This window comes from Lujinxingia vulgaris, assembly GCF_007997005.1.
Classification (GTDB): domain Bacteria; phylum Myxococcota_A; class Bradymonadia; order Bradymonadales; family Bradymonadaceae; genus Lujinxingia.
This window is the reverse complement of record NZ_VOSL01000141.1, coordinates 1-18531: the sequence shown is the minus strand read 5'-3', so window position 1 is coordinate 18531 and position 18531 is coordinate 1. Positions and strand designations below refer to the sequence as shown.

The window sequence follows — 18531 nt, the reverse complement described above, 5'->3', positions numbered from 1 at the left end:
GGGCGCTCGGCACGCACGAATCGACCCACGCCGCGAACCCCGGCGCCCCGCAACCACCTAACCACAAACCTCCCAACCCCCGCGAACCCCGGCGTCCCGCAACCACCTAACCACAACCCGCGAACCCCTCAACGCTCAGCCCGATCGACCCACACCGCGAACCCCGACGCGAACCCCGACGCGCTACTACTCGTCGTGCACGAACACCTGGAGCGCGGCCGCGCGCACTGCGATGTCGCGATCGCGACGCAATCGACACAACACCGAGACAAGCTCCTCGGGCCAACACAGGCGCGGGCCGATCACAGCGAGCAACGCCACGCACAGGCGGCGCAGCCCGCCCTCTTCAGTATCCGCCATCTTGAGGCTCACCGCGTATAGCAACTGCTCATCCCGAGAGCCGAGGTCGCGACTCAAGTGCGCTGTGAATCGGCCACTCAATTCTGCGAGGCCCAACGATGTAGTCGTGACGTCGGCGAGCAGCCTTTGCAGGTCCTCGACCGCCGCTTCGACGCCTTTCCAGCGCACTGCGCTAAGTCGAAGTTCGACCCGAAGCGACGCCAGCGTTTCGTCCGCCGAGAGCTCTTCGTCGAGGCTCAGAAGAAGGGGCCGCAGCCTTTCGGTCCACGGAGTTCCGATCCCGGCGAACTCCCCCACGAGCATGTGCAGCCGCTGGCGCGCCGGCAAATCGCGCTCTGCTTCGGCCTCGGGTTGGTCATCGAGGCCCCGGGAACGCAAAGCTCGCGCCGCAAAAAGGACATGCTCTTGCACATCGCCGTGACGAGAGGTTTTCACCAGGCTGTGCACCGCAGCGCGCCAGCATCCGCAGTCGAGGTCGATGGCGTGCTTGGCGCTCACCTCGGCCACCTTCTGGGGATCGACCGGCGCCCACCGGCCGAGCGCATCGATGGCCTGCTCCCGCGCGAAGGCATCCTCGTGGCCCACCACATCGAGGATGATGTCGAGGTAGCGACGCGCATCGTCCCGGGAAAAACGAGCCCAGCTCTCTCCCAAAAGGCTCGCGACCACATAGCGATCGTCATCCTGTGCGAGCTTCTCAACGACCTCCCACGCCGGCTGGTGACGCAGGAGGTTACGAGCAGCCCGGCCGACCGCGATTTTGACATCGCTGTGCAGGTCGCCCCGCTGCACATAATCGAAGAGCAGTTGCACATTCTCGGCACTCGGAAAACGAGAGAGCAGGCGCACCACCTCCTTCTCGACGGTCACTTTAAGCCGGTCGCGCCCGAGGATCGCGGCGAGCAATCGATGCACGGCAGCTGACGGCGTATAGCTCGCGCAGCGATACATCGAGCAGATCGCGACACGCGCCCTGCTCGACGCCAAATGCTCGGCCAGGAGCGAACACGATCGCGATGGGCAATCGAGGTGCGACGCCCCGTGCAGCGCAGCCTCGGTGATCGTGACCTCGTTGGATTCCATCCACGGCTCGATCTCCTCGAGCCGCGTCGTGAGCAGCCGCGCCCTGACTCGCAGCGCCGACGTTCGATTCCATGTGGATGCGCCCTCGTCGCCAATGAGCTTGTCGAGTAGATCGCCGTAAGCGCGCTGCTGCCGCGGCAGCCACCGAAAGAACCCACTCCACGCCGGCACGATGTAGATGGTCTCACCCGACATGTACCGGCCCAGGATCGGCCGCCGGGTCAGATACGGGTCCAGCAGGTCCTGGCGGCGACGATGAACGTGCTGGAACACCGCCCGCAGCCGAATGCTGCTGCGATCGCGTCGCAGCAGCTCGACCACACGCTCGTCGCGAGTCCCGGGCGGCTCGAGCCAAAAGCTGATGGCGGTGTTGGCGATGCCGTCGGGCCTGGCGCGGGTGGCCTTCTCCAGCAGCGACTGAACGACTCCCGAGTCCCATGCGCGCCGGCCGAGCGCGCGAGCAAAGAGAAAGAGCAGCGCGTAATTTTCGCGCTGCACCGAATCGCGCAGTGGTTTCTCGAGGACCTTGATGAGCGGCTTCTCGGCGCCTCGAGGCAGACGGTGCTCAAGGTCGACGCGCAGATAACTCGACTGTTTGGCCAACTGCTCGACCAGGTCCAGGGCCACCGAGAAGAGCTGGCTGCGAGGCTGAAGAGCGTGGGCTTGAAGCAGTCGAACCGAGAAGTCCTGGATGTGAGAACGCGTCATCCAGGAGGTGTCGCGAGCTGCGAACGCATGCGCAACGAGCCAGAAAAGCGGCTCCGCGTGCGCGTCCTCAAGAACGGTCGGCGGGAACGTTGCCAGCGCCCGGTACACGCCCTGGCGCACGGGGTCCTGATCGTTTTCGATCTTCTGGCAGAACTTCAGCGCCTCGTCGATCCCTCGACGGTTCAAACCCGCACAGCGCACGAGGCTGTGAAGCGCCACGGCGCGTTCGTTCGCCTCGGAGGCCCGCGCCCCTTCCTCGAGCACACTCCTCGCCACCTCGAAGGGGAGATACGCAGACAGCGCCAGGGTCTGCATCCGATTCGTTCGGACCTCGTCGCGCTCAAGGATCCTCCTGGCCTCCCGATGCCGCGCGTCGTGAGGGAGGACGTCGAGCAGTGTTTCGTGCCACGGTGCGCGTCCTTCCTCAATGTCCTGGCGAGCGTATTCCAGCAGGTCGGCTCGCTCGGAGGGCGCATGCCTGGCGAGGAGAGCAGCGAGGTGAGTCGGCGTGCGTCCCAGGAGTCGCGCGAGCTCACGGCGATGGTCCAGGCTCAGGGAACGTACACGGCCGAGCAACCCTCTCGGCAGCCCGTACGACTGCAATCTGGAGCGGTTCTGCTCGGCGGTGAGCAACGCGAAGGTCAGCTCCGGCACTCGACTGGCGAGAGCCCCGATGATCGCTTCGATGGCAGAAGGAAGGCCGTCGGCCGGACCATACTCGAGTGCTAGCCGGGCGAGCTCTCCTGCGTGATCCGCGTACAGAACGTGCACCGCCTCGCGATACTGACCCCAGATCGTCGCCCGTTGTGCCAGATTCGCCGCTTCGAGACGACGGCTTAACAGCTCCAGCACGACGTTAGGATGGCGAATCGCCAGTGACTTCCAATGTTGAACGGCGTGTTCGTAGTCGGCGAGGGTTCCGCAAACGGTCTCGGCGCGACACACCGGAAGCAGGCTCACAGCGCGCGATGGCCCGGCCTGCTCGAGGACGTCAGCAAAGAGGGCTTCCGCTGCTTCAGTTCGCTCCCATCGCACTATGTGCTGAAGCAAACGACGCCGCACGGCCGGAACGGCACGCTGGTACGCACCCACCAGCGTCTCAACGTCGTCTGTCACCCGCACCAGGTGCTTTGCTGCCGACTGCATCACGAGCACCGATCCCGACACCAGCCCACGACGGAGCGCTTCCACGCGTCCGGTCAGCGAAGCGAGCCGCACCGCAAGGTACGCCTCGGAGGACTCGCCGGCCTCCAACTCGGTGATAAGGCGGTCCATCTCGGGACTCTCGCCATACTGCTGCGCCAGAAGGCCCAGGCGGCGCATACGTTCATCGTGACACAGCGAGTCGAACTGACGCAGCAACGTCGAGGCCGAGGGAACAGACATGAGCAGATCTCCGTAAGGTCTGGTACTGCCGATCGCGAGAGATTCCCCCTGACTCCGGCCTCAGGATCCTACGCAAATCGACAGGCCAAAGGAGCCTGACCGCCCAGGTCTGGCAGGGAAACGATTTACAGCAAGACCGAGATGCTCTTGCTCCTATCGAGAGGCGCCTCTGAGAGAGCGAAGAGACGTACGCCATGATGAGCCGCCCCCGGCACGCTGTCGTCGATCGCGTTGAAATCAAGATGTGTAGGCGTACCACGAGACATGATCTCCGTCATCATACACGCGCAAGGTTCGAACTCGCCTGTTGGACTCCGGTGGATGCGAACGTTAGAGGACGCGTCCTATCTTCGAGCGGGCCCAGTGAATCGTAAATCGAAGGCTCGACGCGTGGTCCATGTTGACTAACCGGGCCCATGCGCAACTCGAGAAGCTCGCTCGGCGCTATGACGCGATTGTCCGTCCCTCGGTCAGGCTCGCCCCCCCTGCGATGGTCCGCCCTCGGTCAGCCTCGACTCCCCACCGATCGCCACCGCGACCACCACCGCGTTCGCACCGACCAAAACGCCGCTAACCCACATATTCACTTACGATTGTCCGTCTCCCGGACGGTCACAGGCAGACGGTCACAGGCAGGACGCCGGCGAGCCCTCGACGGAGGAGGCCGATGCGCCGCCTGTTGTGGCGCAAGACGCCGCACGTCGTCTGACCTGCGCTCAACAAGCCCCCTCGCCGATGTGCGGGAAACCTTATTGTGTGCGGGCGCCCTGGCGCTTCTAGCGAGCAGGGGAGGTGAACACCCTCCGGCGGCAGAGGCCTTCTGGTTCCGGAGGCATACTAAGGCTCCGGTGCCAAAGGCCCTCTGGTCCCGGAGGCATACTAAGGCTCCGATGCCAGAGGGTGTCTGGCACAGGAGGGGGTTGCACCCCCTGCAAGGCCAGAGGGTGTCTGGCCAGGGAGGGGGGCGGACGGCACGGGGGGGCAGAGGCGGTCTGGTTGGGGAGGCTCAGCGGAGCTCGGGCGGGGTGAAGCGTGTGGGTGGGGAGGGCTGGTGGGGCTCGATCTCGGGCTCGATCTCGGGCTGGATCTCGATCTCGGGCTCGATCTCGGGCTCGATCTCGATCTCGGGCTGGATCTCGATCTCGGGCTCGATCTCGGGCTCGATCACGATCTCGGGCTCGATCTCGGGCTCGATCTCGTACGGGTACTCGTTCTGGTCCTCGTACTCGTCCTGGTACTCGGCTCCCCCCAGATCCGAGCGCATCCAGGGCGAAGCCCGGCAAGGAGGCAGGGCTGAAGCTGTAGCAGCGCTACCGCGAACCCCTGACGACACCGCTGGCTTCGTCCCGGGGCGCTCGGCAAAAAAAATAAAATCTCTGTCACACAGCCCCGCCCCTCCCGACACTTATTTATGTTCCACCCGCGCTGAAGGCTTCGTCCCGGGGCGCTCGGCAAAAAAAAATAAAAATCTCTGTCACACAGCCCCGCCCCTCCCGACACGTATCTATGTTCCACCCGCGCCACAGACCGGCGCTCGGACTCAACCCCAACCCGCGAACCCCCAAACGCCCTCACGAATCGACCGACACCGCGAACCCCCGCGCCCCACAACCACACAACCACACAACCACATAACCACAACCCGCGAACCTTTTAACGCTCAGCCAAATCGACCGACATCGCAGACCCCGGCGCCCCACAACCACACAACCACATAACCACATAACCACAACCCGCGAACCCCTCAACGCTCAGCCAAACCGACCCACACCGCAAACCCCCGGCGCCCCACAACCACCCAACCACCCAACTACCCAACCACACCCCGCAAACCCCCAAACGCCCTCACGAATCGCCCCACACCGCGAACCCCCGCGCCCCACAACCACACACCCCCTTAACCACCTAACCCCAACCCGCGAACCCCTACCGCCCACACGAACCTCCCAACACCGCGACCCCCCGATGACCCCACTCCGCCACCAAATCGAAGCGCTGCACGCCGACGCCTTCCGCTGGGCGCTGCACCAGGCCGGTGATCGCCAGCTGGCTGAAGACGCGCTCCAGGCGGCCTACGAGGCGCTGCTCAGCGGCGCGGCGAGTTGTCGGGAGCCGGAGGCGTTCAAGAGTTTTTTCTTTGGCGTGGTGCGCAACAAGGTGCGCGCGCTGCGGCGGCGCCAGACCTTGTCGCGCTTTGTCGCGCTCGACTTCAACGCCCTGCAGAAGAGGCCGGCCCCGCCGCCTTCCTCCTCCGGGGCCGACCCGCGGGTGGCTGCCGTGCAACAGGCCCTGCTCACGCTCTCCCCACGCCAGCGCGATCTGATTGAGCTGGTCTTCTACCACGAGCTCACGCTGGATGAGGCCGCCCGCACCCTGGGCATCAACCCGGGCACCGCCCGCACGCACTACGACCGCGCCAAACGCGCCCTTCGCACCCACCTCGACGCTCAGGAGGACGCATGTCTCAGCAACCCGACCCGCTAAAAGAGCTCTACCGCCAGGCTACCGACGAGGCGCTCGCGGGCGACCCTCCAGACTTCGAGACCACCTGGGCGGCCGCATCCTCTTCACCCTCAAGCCCGGGGGCCGTGACCTTCAAGGGCCTGCTCACCGCCGGTGGCGGCCCCCCCGCCCTGGCCGCCCTGCTGCTGATCATCGTCGTCGGTGCGGCGCTGCTTCGCCCGGACGCCGAGCCCCCGGCTGTGCTGGAGACAGACGCCGACGCGGCCCCGGCCATCGCCACCTCCCCCACACCCGCCGCCACCGAGGAGGAGTGGGAGGAGCTCGCCAGACTCGCCGACGACATCTGGAGCTGGCAGGCCCCCACCGACGCCTATGTGCTCGACGAGACGCTTGATGATCCCGGCGGCAACCCCGGCTGACGCCTTCACCGAAGCACCACGCAACGCTCACCCCGTGCCACACCTCACGCAAAGGAGTCCTTATGAACCGCCTCTTCCTCACCCTCGCGACGCTCATCGCCCTGGCGCTGGTCATCCCGGCCACCGCCACCGCCCAACAACGCCCCCATCGCCACCAGGACGCCGTGCAGAACCTCTTTCCCAACCCCCGTCATCTGATCGCCCTGCGGGATGAGCTCGGCCTCAACGAGGCCCAGCAAACGCAAATCCGCGCGCTCCTCGAAGGCAAACGCGACATCCACGAGGCCCGACGCCAGGAGCTGCGCGAGGCGCATCAGGCCATGCGCGAGCTCGCCACCTCCGATGCCTCTGCCGACGCCATCCGCGCCAAACTCGATGAGATCCTGGAGCTCGAAAACCAGCTCAAGCGCGATCGCCTGGAGCTGGCACTGGAGCTGCGCGCCATCCTCACCCCGGAGCAACGCACCCAACTCCAGGAGCTCGTCGCCGAGCGTCGCGAGCAACGCCAGGAGCGCCGCGAGCACCGCGGCAAACGCCGCCAGGGACGGGGCCAGCCCGCCACGACCTTCTAACCCCCGCAGCGACACACCAGGCTAAAAAACCCACGCGGGGCGCCCTTGAGAGCGCCCCGCGTGGGTTTTTGTGATGGTAACAGGGTGGAAAGGATCAGGGCGACCAGGGATCGCTGAGGTCCTCACCCTCCCGAAGGTGCGGGTTGAGCATATTGGCCAGGCGCAGCTGGTCGCGGCAGAGCAGCTCGTTGGTCTCCTGCACCTTGCACACCCGCACGTGGGTGGAGCGCGTGGTGGTGGGGCTGATGATCCCCTTCGACTGCTGGCGCTCATACACCACGATCAGGGTCTGATCGTCATGCCAGTGGGTAAACGTCGCGTCGCGCAGCGTCGTCTGCCCGGCACACCCCACCGCCGAGGCGGTGACCAGGCCGATGAGCCCGGCCTTCATCCATGTCATCATCTTCATTGGTACTCCTCGGTCCTCAGCAGCACCGTCTCCCGGCACGCCGTCTCCTCTCCGGGGCTCTGCGCCTCCACCGAACACACCTCCAGGACCAGCGCCGCGTCGTTGATCGCGCCGCCGGCCATCGAGGGGTAGAGCGGGTTGTAGATGTATTTGACGCTGCGATCGCCCACGACCTGATAGTCGGTCACGTACACATACTCGGGCATCGCGCAGCCGACGCCGGCCGCAAGCACCACCGCGCTCAAAAGCGCGCTTCGCATCCATCGTGCCATCATTGCACCTCCTCGGGCTCCACAGCCTCATCGGTCGGAGCGCTCTCTGGCGTCTCCTCCACGTCACCCTCTTCCGCCGGCTCGGCCTCGGGCACAACCTCCTGCTGCCCTTCCCCCTGATAGAGCGCCGGCGCCTGGCCGGTCTGTGTAAAGGCAGGCGGAAGGTTGATCTGACCAAAATTGCCGGCCAGGTAGGGCGCGCAGACGCGCGAGCCCATATCTTCGCAGATCTTGGTGCAGGTCATCTGCCCCTCGACCCGGCCGCAACGCCAGTAGTTGATGCCCTCGGGCTCCACAGTCTCGTAGAAGGGTCCCAGCCGGGTGACCCGCTCGGCGGAGGTCTGCATCGTGAAGAAATTGCCCTCCCGGTGCGAGTCCGCCTGCCGAATCGTGTAACGCACCTCGGTGCATCCCACGCCCAGCACCATGAGCAGGCCGAGCGCCACGCTTTGCGTCCACCTCATCATTTGTACTCCACATCAAGAATCTGACAGTCCGAGAGGCGATCCTCCTCGATCTCACACGAGATCACGCCCCGCTCACTCTCCTCGCCAGTGTGCTGGCTGTAGAGAAAGGTGACCGACGAGGCCGACGAGTCGACCGCCTCCACCTCCCGCATCCCCGGGGTCACACACCCCACGAGGCTCACCGCAAGCACCACCAGCGCAGGCGCATATCGAAGCGCGCTGCCACGTCTTCCATCACTCATCATCACTCCTCTACCACACGTCGTTACGTCCACGTCGTCTTGGCGCCGTCCCGATGGGATGACCTTCAACCTCTGAGGTTGACGTCTCCCCCGGTTGCCAGCTGGCGCGTGCCTGCAAACCTAACGCATCCCCACAAAACTCAACAAGGATCTTCGATGGAGCCTCATCCCCACCTCGTGCCACAGCGCGCGCCGAGGTGTAACATGGTGTCTCAACGCCGGGCGGCCTATGCTCTCCACAGCGTCACCCCCTCCCTGGTTTGAGCCTCGCCATGATGATGACCCTCGTCACACCCTCCCGCCTTCGTCCGATGGGTCGGGCCGCCTTCAGCGGCCTGATCGCTCTCGTTTTGGCCACCCTGGTTCTTCCGGGCTGCCTGGACGTCGATCCGGATCACCCCGAGGGCTGGGTGTGGGAGCAGGAAGAAGCCGCCCGCGATCGCTACTTTGGGAGCGTCATCGCGCTGGGAGGTCGGGTGGTCGACAGCCAGGGGCGCCCGGTGGAAGGCGCCTCGGTGGTCGCTCAGGAGCGCACCGCCGGCACCGACGCCGAGGGCCGCTTCGCCTTCGACGATCTTTCGCGCGACAACACACTGGTCACCATCGAGCACGCCGACTTCTACAGCCCGGTCCTCCCCACACAGCTCGCACTTCCGCTGAGCACCGACACGGTTGAGCTGGGCGACATCACCCTGGAGGCGCGCAACCCCGACACCACGCGCCTGCTCTTCAGCGGCGACGTCAGCCTGGGGCGTCGTTTTCTGCGCGCGGCCGAAAACCCACCCGTCGACCGCCTCCCCGACGACGACCCCGACGCCTTGATTCAGGCTTCCAACCCCTTCCCCGGCTCCCAGAATGTGGTGCAGTTCATGCGCCCCCTCTTCCAGCGCGCCGACTACAGCATCATCAACCTGGAGACCGTCGTCACCGACGATCCCCGCACCCCCTACGACGCCAAGCCCTACATCTTCTTTACCCTCCCCGACTCCCTCGACGCGCTGAGCTGGATGGGCGTCGACTACGCCGGGCTGGGAAACAACCACATCTACGACTACTTCGACGGCGGCGTCGCCGACACCCTCTACCACCTCGACCAGCGCGCCATCGCGCACAGCGGCGCCGGTCTCAACGCCGAAGAGGCCTTCCGCGCGCACCGCAAGACGCTGGCCAACACCCCATACGCCTTCCTCTCGCTGACCTCGATCGACGGCAACCAGTACGACACCCCCTTTGTGGCCAGTGACACCCAGGGCGGCGCGGCCAACCTGCGGGACACCGCCGCGGTCAGCGCGGCCATCCGCGGCGAGCTCGACGCGGGATTTGTGCCCATCACGATCATTCACCTCGGTGTTGAGTACACCTACGCGCCCACCCCTTACGTGCTCGACCGCCTGGAGCTCGCCAGAGAGCATGGCTCGCCAGTGGCCATCGCCCATCACCCGCACGTCGCCCAGGGCTTTGCCTTTGCGCAGGGCACCCTGATGGCGCACAGCCTGGGCAACTTCATCTTCGATCAGGAGCGCCTGGAGACCATGCTCGGCGTCCTCCTCCAGGTCGATATGCGCCGAGGCCAGCCTCAGCGTGCCACCGCCATCCCCGTCTACCTCAAGGACTACCGCCCCCGTCACATCACGGGTCGGCTGGCCGACCTCTTCCTGCGCCGCCTGGCCGAAGCGTCGGCCCCCTTCGACACACCGGTCCTCGCCCGGCACGGCCTGGGCACCATCCTCCCCAAATCCGCCGACGCCCCCACATCGACGCGCACGCTGACCCTCGACGTCACGATCGATGCCACCGGCCAGGCCACCCTCGATCTTCGCGGGAAGGCCGAGAGCGACGAGTCCGTCTCCGGCCTCACCCTCCCTCCGGCCATCACCTCGGCGAAGCTGGGCCACGACATCCTGCTCCACGGCGACTTCGACGATCACGACATCGGCCCCGAGCGCCTGGATCCGGCCCGCTGGTACTACGCGGGCTCGTCCTTTCCCTGCATGCACGACACCTACCGGGGCACCACCGCGCTCTGCTCCACGCGCAGCTCCACGCACACCACCGACTCGGTGATCGCCTTTCGCAACCGCATCCGCGTTGATGGCGACGCGCTGCACGAACCCAACAAAGATCTGACTCTGCTGGGCTACTACAGCGCACAAAACGCCGGCCCGGTCACGCTGGAAGCGCGCTACTACGCAAGCTCCGGCGACCGGGAGTTCCCTGGCGAGGTGGCGCTGAGCACCGAGGCGGGAAGCGTCGGGTGGACCCCTTTTACCTTTGATCTGAACATGCCCCCCGACGATCCGGAGAACCCGTCGAGCACCACCCTCAACCCCCGCGCCACACGCTTCTTTTTACGCCACAGCCCGCCCGAAGCGGGCAGCGGCGAAGGCGTGTTTCGCATCGACGAGCTCGCGCTGATCACCTGGCGCGACGCCCTCGATCCGGTCGCCGCGCAGGCGATCGCCTCCCCCAACACGGCCGAGTTTATCCGCCTCAGCGGCCCCCCCGGCAGCTACACCCTTGAGGTGCAGCTCACCCGCCACGAACGCCCCCTTTAGGCCCGAGCGTGTCGCTCACGACGACGCATGCTCACTGCGCTGCGGGCTGCTCGACGTCCAACCAGCCGCGCCCCCCTTCTTCCACAATCTCCACCAGGTCGCGGCGCATCACCGTGACCTCCTCGCCGCGGTACGTCTCCACCGCGACCACCTCCCAGCCCAGGCGAGCGTAGAGGGGCGCCTGGTCCGGGGTGTAAAGGTAGAGCTCTTCGACCCCCTGACTGGCGGCGACCTCTTCGACCCGCTGCACCAATCGGCTGCCAATGCCCTGCCCCCGCTGGGATTCGTCCACGTAGACCGTCGAGAGCCAGGGTGAAAACTCCGGATGGGTCGACAGATCCTCTTCAGCGAGGCTGATCGTACCCACAATGGCTTCGTCCTCCACGGCCACCAGGGTCAGCGGGAGCCCCTCTTTGACCGCGCTCTCGCGCAGCTCTTCGACGCGGGTGCCCACCGTCTTATCGGGGCTCAAATGCGCCCACTCTTCCTGATGCCAGCGCGCGACCTTCTTCATCTCCGAGAGCTCCTGAGCGCTGAGCTCTTCCGGCGCAGGTTCTTCCACCCCGAGGTGATCCGAAAGGTACGTAATTTTCACCATCTGTGTTGCTCCTTGCTTAAGATTCACTGAACACATGACACTATGTAGGTCATCGACCTACCCATTTCAACCCCGCCTCCCCGACCGGCCCCCGCAGAGCGTAGAAGTTGACTTTGCCACCGAGTCGCTATGCTCTCCGCGCGCCCGCCACCACCCGCCACGGAGTCCTTTATGCACCGCGTCATACGCTTCAACCTGATCACCATCATTGCCCTGTCCACCCTCGCCTGCGATGCCCCGACTCCCGAGCGCACCGAAACCGCCGAAGAGGCCACTCCCGAACCCCCCGCCGATCCGGCACCTCCTGAAGAAGAGCAGGCCGCCCCCGATCCCCACTGGGTGGAGTCCCGCGTCGCCGAAGCCCACGAGCGCCTGGCCGAGTCCGAGGCCGGCCAGCTCCTCCAAAAATCCATTGACGCCCACGGCGGCCTCGAGAACTTCTTCAACAAGGGCCCGCTGCACTTCCGCTTTAACTACCGCCCGCTGGACGGCGAGCCGCGCGATACCCGGCAGCTCGTGGATACCTGGTCGTCGCGCGCGTCCCACACCCTCGTCGAATCTCCCGAGATCGCCTTTGGCTGGGACGGCGAAAACGCCTGGATCGCCCCCGAAGACGCCGAGACGCCCTTCAACGCCCGCTTCTGGGCGCTGACCCCCTACTACTTCGTCGCGCTCCCCTTCGTACTCGCCGACCCCGGCGTCATCCTCACCTTGGAAGACGACGCCACCTTTCATGACCAGAATTACCACCTCATCCGCGCCACCTACGAGCCGGGCACCGGCGACGCCCCCGACGACTTCTACGTGCTCTACATCCACCCCGAGTCCTTCCAGGTGCACGCCATCCGCTACATCGTCTCCTACCCGGGCTTCTTCCCCGAAGGCGGCCACTCCCCGGAGCGATTCATGACCTACGGGGACCAAAACACCATCGAGGGCATCACCCTGGCCACCACCCACAAGACCCACCTCTTTGAAGACGGTCAACCTGGCGACCCCATCACCAACACCGAGGTCACCGAGCTTCGCTTTGTGCCCGACGCCCCCCTCTCCGCTATCCTGCCCCCCGAAAACGCCCGCATCCTCGAAGATTTTTAGATCAGAAAACCCAACACAAACGCCATGAACCGCCGAACCCGAGCGCATCCAGGGCGGCGCCTGACGACATCGCCAGCGTCGTCCTGGGGCGATCGGCACCCGAGCGCATCCAGGGCGGCGCCTGGCAAGGAGGCAGGGATGAAGCTGTAGCAGCGCTACTGCGAATCCCTGACGACACAGCCAGCGTCGTCCTGGGGCGATCGGCAGTTGAACACACGTTGGGCCATGGCGTAAAAACTCCACGGCTCTTCCCCCCGCGCCTCCCCTCCCCACGCAGCACCGGACTTCCCATGAACGCCCCCTTCCCCGACCTCCTCGACCGTCTCACCCACACGCTGCGCGCCAACACCGATCGCCTCATCGAGCTGCGCCGCTACCTGCACACGCACCCTGAGCTCAGCCAGCAGGAGTTCGAGACCACCGCGCACATGGTCGAGCGCGTCCAAGAACTTGGCTTTGAGACCTTTGTGCGCCCCGAAGGCACCGGCTTCTACGCCGACCTGACCCCCGAGGGGTTTGATCCGGCGATTCACCCCACCGTCGCCATCCGCTCCGACATCGACGCGTTGCCCATCGAGGAGCTCAACGACATCCCCTACCGGTCCCAGACCCCCGGGGTGATGCACGCCTGCGGCCACGACGTGCACATGGCCACCGTCTTTGGCAGCGGCCTCAGCCTCCTGGAGCTCAAAGAGCAGCTGCCCGGCCGCCTGCGCCTGATCTTCCAGCACGCCGAAGAGACCGTGCCCGGCGGCGCCACCGAGATGGTCGACTTCGGGGCGATCGATCATGTCGACGCCATCCTCGGCCTGCACTGCGATCCGGAGCGCCCCATCGGAGAGATCGGCGTGCGCCCGGGGCCCTTCACCGCCTCCTTCGATCTTTTCGAGATCCATATCGAAGGCAAAGGCGGCCACGGCGCTCGCCCCCACCAGTGCATCGACCCCATCTTCATCGCCACCCAGGTCGCCAACGCCCTCTACCAGCTGCCCGCCCATAACTTCGACGCCCGCATCCCGGCGGTGATCACGCTGGGCACCTTCCAGGCCGGCATCGCCGCCAACGTCATCCCCGAGACCGCGTCGCTCTCCGGCTCCATCCGCACCATCTCCCCGGAGCACCGCGATCAACTCGACGACCTCTTACGACGCACCATCGGCGGCATCTGCCTGGCCCACGGCGCCTCCTACGAGCTCAAGCTCACCCGCGGCGCCCCGGCCATTCATAACGACGCCTACATCACCTCGGTGATCGCCGAGGTCGCCACCGACCTTTTGGGCGAAGACGGCGTCCAGCGCATCCCCCTGCCCTCGATGGGAGGTGAAGACTTCTCGGTGTACTGCGAGCGCATCCCCGGCGCGATGTTCCGGCTGGGCACCGGGGCGCAGGCTCCCCGAAACTTCCTGCACTCCCCCCACTTCAACATCGATGAGCGCGCGATCAACGCCGGCGCCTCCATCCTGGCCCGCGCCGCCCTGCGCCTGCTTCACGAAAAAGCCGTCGAGAAGAAGACCGACCGCATGGTCGAGCCCCTCTGAGCCGGCGAGCAGCGGGAGGGGGACGAGGTCAGCCTCGCATCCCTCCCCGCTCCCCCTCCTCGACCGTCGTTTCGCCTCGGGCGACCTCGCCAACAACCTGCCTCAACCCTTTTAAATCAAAGGGCTTTTGAACAAGGCGCATCCCGGCGTCCTTCACGAGCTCACCGGCCCGATCTCGCTGGCTGATCCCGCTCATGATCACCACCCGCTCGGCCTGCTCCGGCCAGCGACGACGGATCTCCTGATAGACCTCCATCCCGCTGCGCTCGGGCATCATCATGTCGCAGAGAAACACCGCGTAGCGCTCCCCCTCCTCCAACGCCGCCAGCGCCTCGGAAGGCCGCTCGAAGATGCGCACCTCCCACTGCCGCTTGAGCGCCCGCGAGACGATGTCCCCGATCAGCGGCTCATCGTCGAGCACCGCTACCTTCTTTGATGTGATCATCGCCTCTCCCTTCGGGACCACGCCTCCACCCGCTCTCCTCAACTTAAGCAACTTTACGCCCCCCGCTACCACTTAGGAAGAGCCGCACCCAGGTATCCTGCGCCCCCACCCCCAGCGCCCCGACCCGCACCCGCTCCAGCGCCCGCGCCCTCACCGCGATGCCGCGCCCGATATCCCAGCGCACCACCCCGGCCGGCACCAGCACCTCATCCATCAACGCCCACACCGCGTGCTGCGCCGCGCGCCAGCAGACCTCCTCGACCACCACCTGCAGTTGACCGGCATCTTCGTCATCATCGTCGTAGGCCACCACCCGGGCAAAGCGCATCGCCTCCTCCACAAGCCGTGTCAGCGCCCCCACCTCATAGATCCGCTCGCCAGTGAGCCGGCGCAGCACGCCGACGACCACCGCCAGACTCACAAACACATGCCGGCGCACCCCCTCGAGCCGCCGCGCTCCCAGGATCGCGTCATCGCGTACCTCCCGGCCCGGATCCAGGCCCAGCAACGCCCCCTCCCGATGCACCTGCCTGGCGAGCTTGAGCCCCCAGAGCGGGTGCACCCCCAGGGCCACAAACCAGCTGGCCGCCGTCGCCGGCGGCACCAGCCAGCGCGTAAACCCCTCCACCAGGCGCTGCTCCAGCTCCGGCGTTGACCACGCGCAGGCCTTCTTCAACTTCGGCCCCGCCTCAAACCCGCCTCCCCGGGCCACCAGCACCCCGGCCCCGGCGCATAACCCCACAAATCGCACCCAGCCCCCCTCGGGCACCACCCCGCTTACCTGCGCCAGCCGCATCGCTTCGGCCTCATCGAGCTCCCAGGCCGCCCGCGTGCGCAACCTCCCCTCGGCACGCATATAGCTCGCCAGCGCTCCCACCGTCTCGCACACCGGCGCACCCATCGCCGCGCACTCCCCGCGGCTGCCGCTGCTCAACAACGCCTCAAACCTGCCCATCCCGTCCATCATAACCCCTCCTCGATCAGCCCTGCGTTGAACGTCTGCCTGGAGCCGAACGCCCTTTACACCCCGGGGCGCTCTGCTCTACCTGAGCCCGGCGGTGGATTATCCTCGCCAGGACGCTAGTTTTACTCCTCGACCTCTGCTGCTTCTTTTGTACGCTTCCTCCTTTGCTTCTCTGTCCCAGGCCTTCTCCGATGCGTATCCGTCAATCTTCGGGCCCCCGCTGGAAACTCGCGACCTTCGCCGGCCACACCATCTTCATGGAGGTCTGGTTTCTGGCCCTGGTCGCCTTCTTCGTCTTCTCCGGGCTTCAATCCGCGCAGCAGCTTCCCTACCAGCTGATGTGGGCGCCGATCCTCTTCTTCGGGGTGCTCCTCCACGAGCTGGGCCACGCCGCCGCGTTCAAAAAGAGCGGCTTTGGCAACTCCACCATCGTGCTCCAGGGCATGGGCGGGGTCGCCATCAACCACCGCGCCAACCCCACCCCCAACCAGGGCATCTTCATCGCCCTGGCCGGGCCGGCGGCAACCCTTGTCATCGCGCTCGTCTCCTTTGCAGGCCTGATGGCGCTCAACGCTCTGACGCCCGCCGACGCCTGGCCGCTCTTGCGCCACCTGTTGCGGCTCTCAGCCATCGTCAACACCTTCTGGCTCGTCTTTAACCTCCTGCCCATCTTCCCGATGGACGGCGGCCAGGCCCTCTTTCACTTCCTGCGCCGCTCCAAACCCCAGCGGCAGGCCCTGGCCACCACCGCGAAGGTCGCGATCGGCACGCTGATCCTCACCGGCGCTATCGCGCTCTACGCGTTGCAGGGAGGCATCCTGATCTTCTTGATCCTCGGCTACTTCGCCTACACCAACTGGCAGCTCCTCGAACAAACCCGCAGCGCGTAGCGCCGCGCCCTCCCCGGCCGCGCTCCACCCCAGCGCGGCGACCACCTCCACGCGCACCGGCACACTCGGCCGCTCGGGCAGCGCCTGCGCCTCCTGCCAGAAAGCCCCGGCGCCAGCGCCCAGCGCCAGCATCCCCTCCCAGCGCCTCAACACCCCGGGGGGCTGCTCCCCGAGCACCCGCTGGCGATACGCACCGAGCTCCGAGAGCCCCACCCCCAACGCCCCACTCCGAGCGGCCTCCACCAGAAGCTCCCACACCCGCACCCGGGCTGACCCCCGCTCCACCACCGCCGGCGCCAGCCGCGCGGCCTCAAGCTCCTCACGACGCCCCCGAGCCCACGCCTGCACCACCTCCCAGCAGGGCTCCTCCCCCGGCGCCCAGACCCGCACCTCCAGCGCCTCCTGACTCAACGCCACAAGCCCCCCCAGGCGCTCGCTGAGCCGCCCCACCCGGGCCTTAAGGCCATCGGCGCTCACCCACACCTCGCGCGCCACCGCCGCCTCAATGCGCACCCGCGCCAGCACCCGCTCCACCTCCCCGGAGCCCACCTTCCCAAAGCGCGGCGACACATCCCCCTGCCCGCGCAGCTGTTCGCGGAGCCGATCTTCGAGCGTCATCGCCTCCAGCACCCCGATCCCCACACGCGGCGCGGCCCCCTCCACCTCCCAGGTCCCCTCCCCGGCCTCATCCGCCTGCCCTAACCCCTGCCACACCCCCGCGGCCAGGCCCGGCGCAAGCCCCACCCCCTGCGCCCGGGCGATCTTCGCCTCCAGCCGCCGACGCATCCCCAGGGTATCGGCCCACACCGTCGGCCGGGGCAGATACACCCGAACCTCTCCCGCACACACCCCCGGCCGCACCACGCGCCCGACCCGCTGCTCCAACTTCAGCGGCGAATAGGGAAGATCCGCCAGCACCAGCCGTTTGCAGCGCTGCAAGTTCACCCCCTCGGCCAGACAATCCGTCGCCACCAGCACCCCCACCCGATCGCGCGGGGCCACCTCCCCTGCAAAACGCGCCACGAGCTCCGCCGCATCAAGCCTCCCCACCCCCGTGGCCCGGGCCATTTCCCCGGTCATCAGCCCCACGCCCACCCCACCTCCCAGCCTCCGGCTGATCGCCAAAAAGAGCGCGCGCGCCGCGCCCTGGTAGGCCGTAAACACAAGCCACCGCGCCTGGGGCTCCTCCCGCACAAGCCCCACCACCGCGCCGGCCACCCCGCCCCCCTCCTCCCGCATCGCCGCCAACCTCGCCAGCAGGCCCCGCACCCGTCGAAGATCCGCCTCTACACCCTCCTTAGCCTTCGCCAACGCCCCAATGCGGACCTCCCGATCGCCGTACAAAAACCCCATCACCTCCTGGGCGCGGCTCACCCCCTCAAAGACCTCCCGAAACGCCCCGGCGTCGAGCCACCTCCCCCGCTGCGCCGCCTCCAGCCAACGCTCAAAGTAGTGAGCCAGCCGCTCCAACGCCTCCCCCAGCGCCCCGGCGCCCCCCTCCCACTGGCGCAGCCCCGTGGCCACAAAAAGCCCCCGCGGCCAACCTCCCTCAAAGGCCGCCAGCGTCATCGCCCGCAGCTCTTCTTCCAGGTGACGCCACACCCAGCGCTCCTGGTCCTCAGCCTCATAACGCACCACCTCAAAGCGCACCTTCGGCCGGCGCACCTGGCCAAAATCCGCACTCCCACGCCGGATCACCACCGCCTCCAGCAGCTCCGTCAGGTCAAAGCGTCCCGCCACCGCCCGCTCAAACGCCTCCACAAGCCCCATCCCCACCAAGCCGCGCGCGCTGGCGTCGCTCAAAAAATACGAGAGCAACCCCCGCAGATCCTCAAGCCCGTTGCACACCGGGGTCGCCGTCACCAGCACCACCGGCGCCTCCGCGGCCAACCTCATCAACGCCGCCCCTCGCCGCGTGCTCACCCGGCGAAAGCGATGCGCCTCATCGACCACCACCACCGACCACCCTCCCCCCACCCGGCCGTGGCTCATGCGATGATGCGTGACCACCTCAACATGCCGCCCCTCCACAAGCCCCATCTCGGAGGCCGCGCGCCGCCAG

At 66.6% G+C, this 18531-nt stretch carries 16 protein-coding genes and 1 pseudogene; 7 read left to right on the top strand and 10 right to left on the bottom strand.

The genetic code is table 11. The features are described from left to right. Nucleotides 1-186: 186 nt before the first annotated feature. Both FRC96_RS19155 and FRC96_RS19150 read right to left on the bottom strand, forming a co-directional pair. Nucleotides 187-3537: a hypothetical protein gene (locus tag FRC96_RS19155; RefSeq protein ID WP_146976925.1), complete on the bottom strand. Its 3351-nt coding sequence runs from the start codon at nt 3535-3537 to the stop codon at nt 187-189. Nucleotides 3538-4543: 1006 nt separating this feature from the next. Beyond that, complete coding sequence (locus FRC96_RS19150; protein WP_146976923.1) at nt 4544-4801, bottom strand: hypothetical protein; 258 nt, start codon at nt 4799-4801, stop codon at nt 4544-4546. A gap of 701 nt (nt 4802-5502) precedes the next feature. Here FRC96_RS19150 and FRC96_RS19145 point away from each other — a divergent pair. The 3 genes from FRC96_RS19145 to FRC96_RS19135 all read left to right on the top strand — a co-directional run bounded on the left by FRC96_RS19145 (nt 5503) and on the right by FRC96_RS19135 (nt 6991). Then, on the top strand, nt 5503-6021 hold the full coding sequence (locus FRC96_RS19145) for an RNA polymerase sigma factor (RefSeq protein WP_146976921.1): 519 nt from the start codon (nt 5503-5505) through the stop codon (nt 6019-6021). Continuing rightward, nucleotides 5997-6419: a hypothetical protein gene (locus FRC96_RS19140; protein ID WP_146976920.1), complete on the top strand. Its 423-nt coding sequence runs from the start codon at nt 5997-5999 to the stop codon at nt 6417-6419. The genes FRC96_RS19145 and FRC96_RS19140 overlap by 25 nt, the downstream gene beginning before the upstream one ends. A gap of 62 nt (nt 6420-6481) precedes the next feature. Continuing rightward, nucleotides 6482-6991, top strand: coding sequence for a Spy/CpxP family protein refolding chaperone (locus tag FRC96_RS19135; RefSeq protein ID WP_146976918.1), 510 nt, complete (start codon nt 6482-6484; stop codon nt 6989-6991). 94 nt (nt 6992-7085) lie between these two features. Here the strand turns inward: FRC96_RS19135 and FRC96_RS19130 are convergent, their stop codons facing one another. The 4 genes from FRC96_RS19130 to FRC96_RS19115 are packed head-to-tail and all read right to left on the bottom strand — an operon-like array spanning nt 7086 to nt 8381. Further along, nucleotides 7086-7400 carry a hypothetical protein gene (locus FRC96_RS19130; protein WP_146976916.1) on the bottom strand — a complete coding sequence of 105 codons (315 nt, stop codon included), beginning with the start codon at nt 7398-7400 and terminating at the stop codon, nt 7086-7088. Further along, nucleotides 7397-7672 carry a hypothetical protein gene (locus tag FRC96_RS19125; RefSeq protein WP_146976914.1) on the bottom strand — a complete coding sequence of 92 codons (276 nt, stop codon included), beginning with the start codon at nt 7670-7672 and terminating at the stop codon, nt 7397-7399. The genes FRC96_RS19130 and FRC96_RS19125 overlap by 4 nt, the downstream gene beginning before the upstream one ends. After that, nucleotides 7672-8136 carry a hypothetical protein gene (locus FRC96_RS19120; RefSeq protein WP_146976912.1) on the bottom strand — a complete coding sequence of 155 codons (465 nt, stop codon included), beginning with the start codon at nt 8134-8136 and terminating at the stop codon, nt 7672-7674. Before FRC96_RS19120 ends, FRC96_RS19125 begins: the two co-directional genes overlap by 1 nt. Next, the gene (locus tag FRC96_RS19115; RefSeq protein WP_146976911.1) at nt 8136-8381 is read right to left on the bottom strand and encodes a hypothetical protein; all 246 of its coding nucleotides are present in this window, start codon (nt 8379-8381) and stop codon (nt 8136-8138) included. Before FRC96_RS19115 ends, FRC96_RS19120 begins: the two co-directional genes overlap by 1 nt. A gap of 272 nt (nt 8382-8653) precedes the next feature. On the opposite strand from FRC96_RS19115, the gene FRC96_RS19110 reads away from it, so the two are divergent. Beyond that, nucleotides 8654-10936: a CapA family protein gene (locus tag FRC96_RS19110; RefSeq protein ID WP_146976909.1), complete on the top strand. Its 2283-nt coding sequence runs from the start codon at nt 8654-8656 to the stop codon at nt 10934-10936. 31 nt (nt 10937-10967) lie between these two features. Here the strand turns inward: FRC96_RS19110 and FRC96_RS19105 are convergent, their stop codons facing one another. Beyond that, on the bottom strand, nt 10968-11534 hold the full coding sequence (locus FRC96_RS19105) for a GNAT family N-acetyltransferase (RefSeq protein ID WP_230470466.1): 567 nt from the start codon (nt 11532-11534) through the stop codon (nt 10968-10970). Nucleotides 11535-11705: 171 nt separating this feature from the next. Here FRC96_RS19105 and FRC96_RS19100 point away from each other — a divergent pair, with 171 nt between their 5' ends. Together FRC96_RS19100 and FRC96_RS19095 are read left to right on the top strand one after the other, a co-directional pair. Then, nucleotides 11706-12632, top strand: a complete 927-nt coding sequence (locus FRC96_RS19100; RefSeq protein WP_146976905.1) for a DUF6503 family protein — start codon at nt 11706-11708, stop codon at nt 12630-12632. A 290-nt stretch (nt 12633-12922) separates the two neighbouring features. After that, nucleotides 12923-14170 (top strand): M20 metallopeptidase family protein, encoded by a 1248-nt coding sequence (locus FRC96_RS19095; RefSeq protein WP_146976903.1) that lies wholly within the window; start codon nt 12923-12925, stop codon nt 14168-14170. 28 nt (nt 14171-14198) lie between these two features. Here the strand turns inward: FRC96_RS19095 and FRC96_RS19090 are convergent, their stop codons facing one another. After that, nucleotides 14199-14615 (bottom strand): response regulator, encoded by a 417-nt coding sequence (locus FRC96_RS19090; protein WP_146976902.1) that lies wholly within the window; start codon nt 14613-14615, stop codon nt 14199-14201. Nucleotides 14616-14658: 43 nt separating this feature from the next. Beyond that, a complete protein-coding gene (locus tag FRC96_RS19085; protein ID WP_146976900.1) occupies nt 14659-15582 on the bottom strand; it encodes a hypothetical protein in 924 nt (307 codons plus the stop codon). A gap of 188 nt (nt 15583-15770) precedes the next feature. Here FRC96_RS19085 and FRC96_RS22470 point away from each other — a divergent pair, with 188 nt between their 5' ends. Then, complete coding sequence (locus FRC96_RS22470; RefSeq protein ID WP_230470465.1) at nt 15771-16469, top strand: site-2 protease family protein; 699 nt, start codon at nt 15771-15773, stop codon at nt 16467-16469. 909 nt (nt 16470-17378) lie between these two features. On the opposite strand, the pseudogene FRC96_RS22465 reads toward FRC96_RS22470, so the two are convergent. Beyond that, nucleotides 17379-18461 (bottom strand): annotated as a pseudogene (locus FRC96_RS22465) (SNF2-related protein); the annotation flags it as partial. Between the last annotated feature and the right edge of the window lie 70 nt (nt 18462-18531).

Excerpts from the sequence above, each read along its gene's own strand:
- FRC96_RS19135 (WP_146976918.1), top strand. The coding sequence starts at position 6,482 with ATGAACCGCCTCTTCCTCACCCTCGCGACGCTCATCGCCCTGGCGCTG.
- FRC96_RS19115 (WP_146976911.1), bottom strand. The coding sequence starts at position 8,381 with ATGAGTGATGGAAGACGTGGCAGCGCGCTTCGATATGCGCCTGCGCTG.
- FRC96_RS19085 (WP_146976900.1), bottom strand. The coding sequence starts at position 15,582 with ATGATGGACGGGATGGGCAGGTTTGAGGCGTTGTTGAGCAGCGGCAGC.
- FRC96_RS19155 (WP_146976925.1), bottom strand. The coding sequence starts at position 3,537 with ATGTCTGTTCCCTCGGCCTCGACGTTGCTGCGTCAGTTCGACTCGCTG.
- FRC96_RS19140 (WP_146976920.1), top strand. The coding sequence starts at position 5,997 with ATGTCTCAGCAACCCGACCCGCTAAAAGAGCTCTACCGCCAGGCTACC.
- FRC96_RS19110 (WP_146976909.1), top strand. The coding sequence starts at position 8,654 with ATGATGATGACCCTCGTCACACCCTCCCGCCTTCGTCCGATGGGTCGG.
- FRC96_RS19125 (WP_146976914.1), bottom strand. The coding sequence starts at position 7,672 with ATGGCACGATGGATGCGAAGCGCGCTTTTGAGCGCGGTGGTGCTTGCG.
- FRC96_RS19120 (WP_146976912.1), bottom strand. The coding sequence starts at position 8,136 with ATGAGGTGGACGCAAAGCGTGGCGCTCGGCCTGCTCATGGTGCTGGGC.
- FRC96_RS19130 (WP_146976916.1), bottom strand. The coding sequence starts at position 7,400 with ATGAAGATGATGACATGGATGAAGGCCGGGCTCATCGGCCTGGTCACC.
- FRC96_RS19100 (WP_146976905.1), top strand. The coding sequence starts at position 11,706 with ATGCACCGCGTCATACGCTTCAACCTGATCACCATCATTGCCCTGTCC.
- FRC96_RS19150 (WP_146976923.1), bottom strand. The coding sequence starts at position 4,801 with ATGCGCTCGGATCTGGGGGGAGCCGAGTACCAGGACGAGTACGAGGAC.
- FRC96_RS19095 (WP_146976903.1), top strand. The coding sequence starts at position 12,923 with ATGAACGCCCCCTTCCCCGACCTCCTCGACCGTCTCACCCACACGCTG.
- FRC96_RS19090 (WP_146976902.1), bottom strand. The coding sequence starts at position 14,615 with ATGATCACATCAAAGAAGGTAGCGGTGCTCGACGATGAGCCGCTGATC.
- FRC96_RS19145 (WP_146976921.1), top strand. The coding sequence starts at position 5,503 with ATGACCCCACTCCGCCACCAAATCGAAGCGCTGCACGCCGACGCCTTC.
- FRC96_RS22470 (WP_230470465.1), top strand. The coding sequence starts at position 15,771 with ATGCGTATCCGTCAATCTTCGGGCCCCCGCTGGAAACTCGCGACCTTC.
- FRC96_RS19105 (WP_230470466.1), bottom strand. The coding sequence starts at position 11,534 with ATGGTGAAAATTACGTACCTTTCGGATCACCTCGGGGTGGAAGAACCT.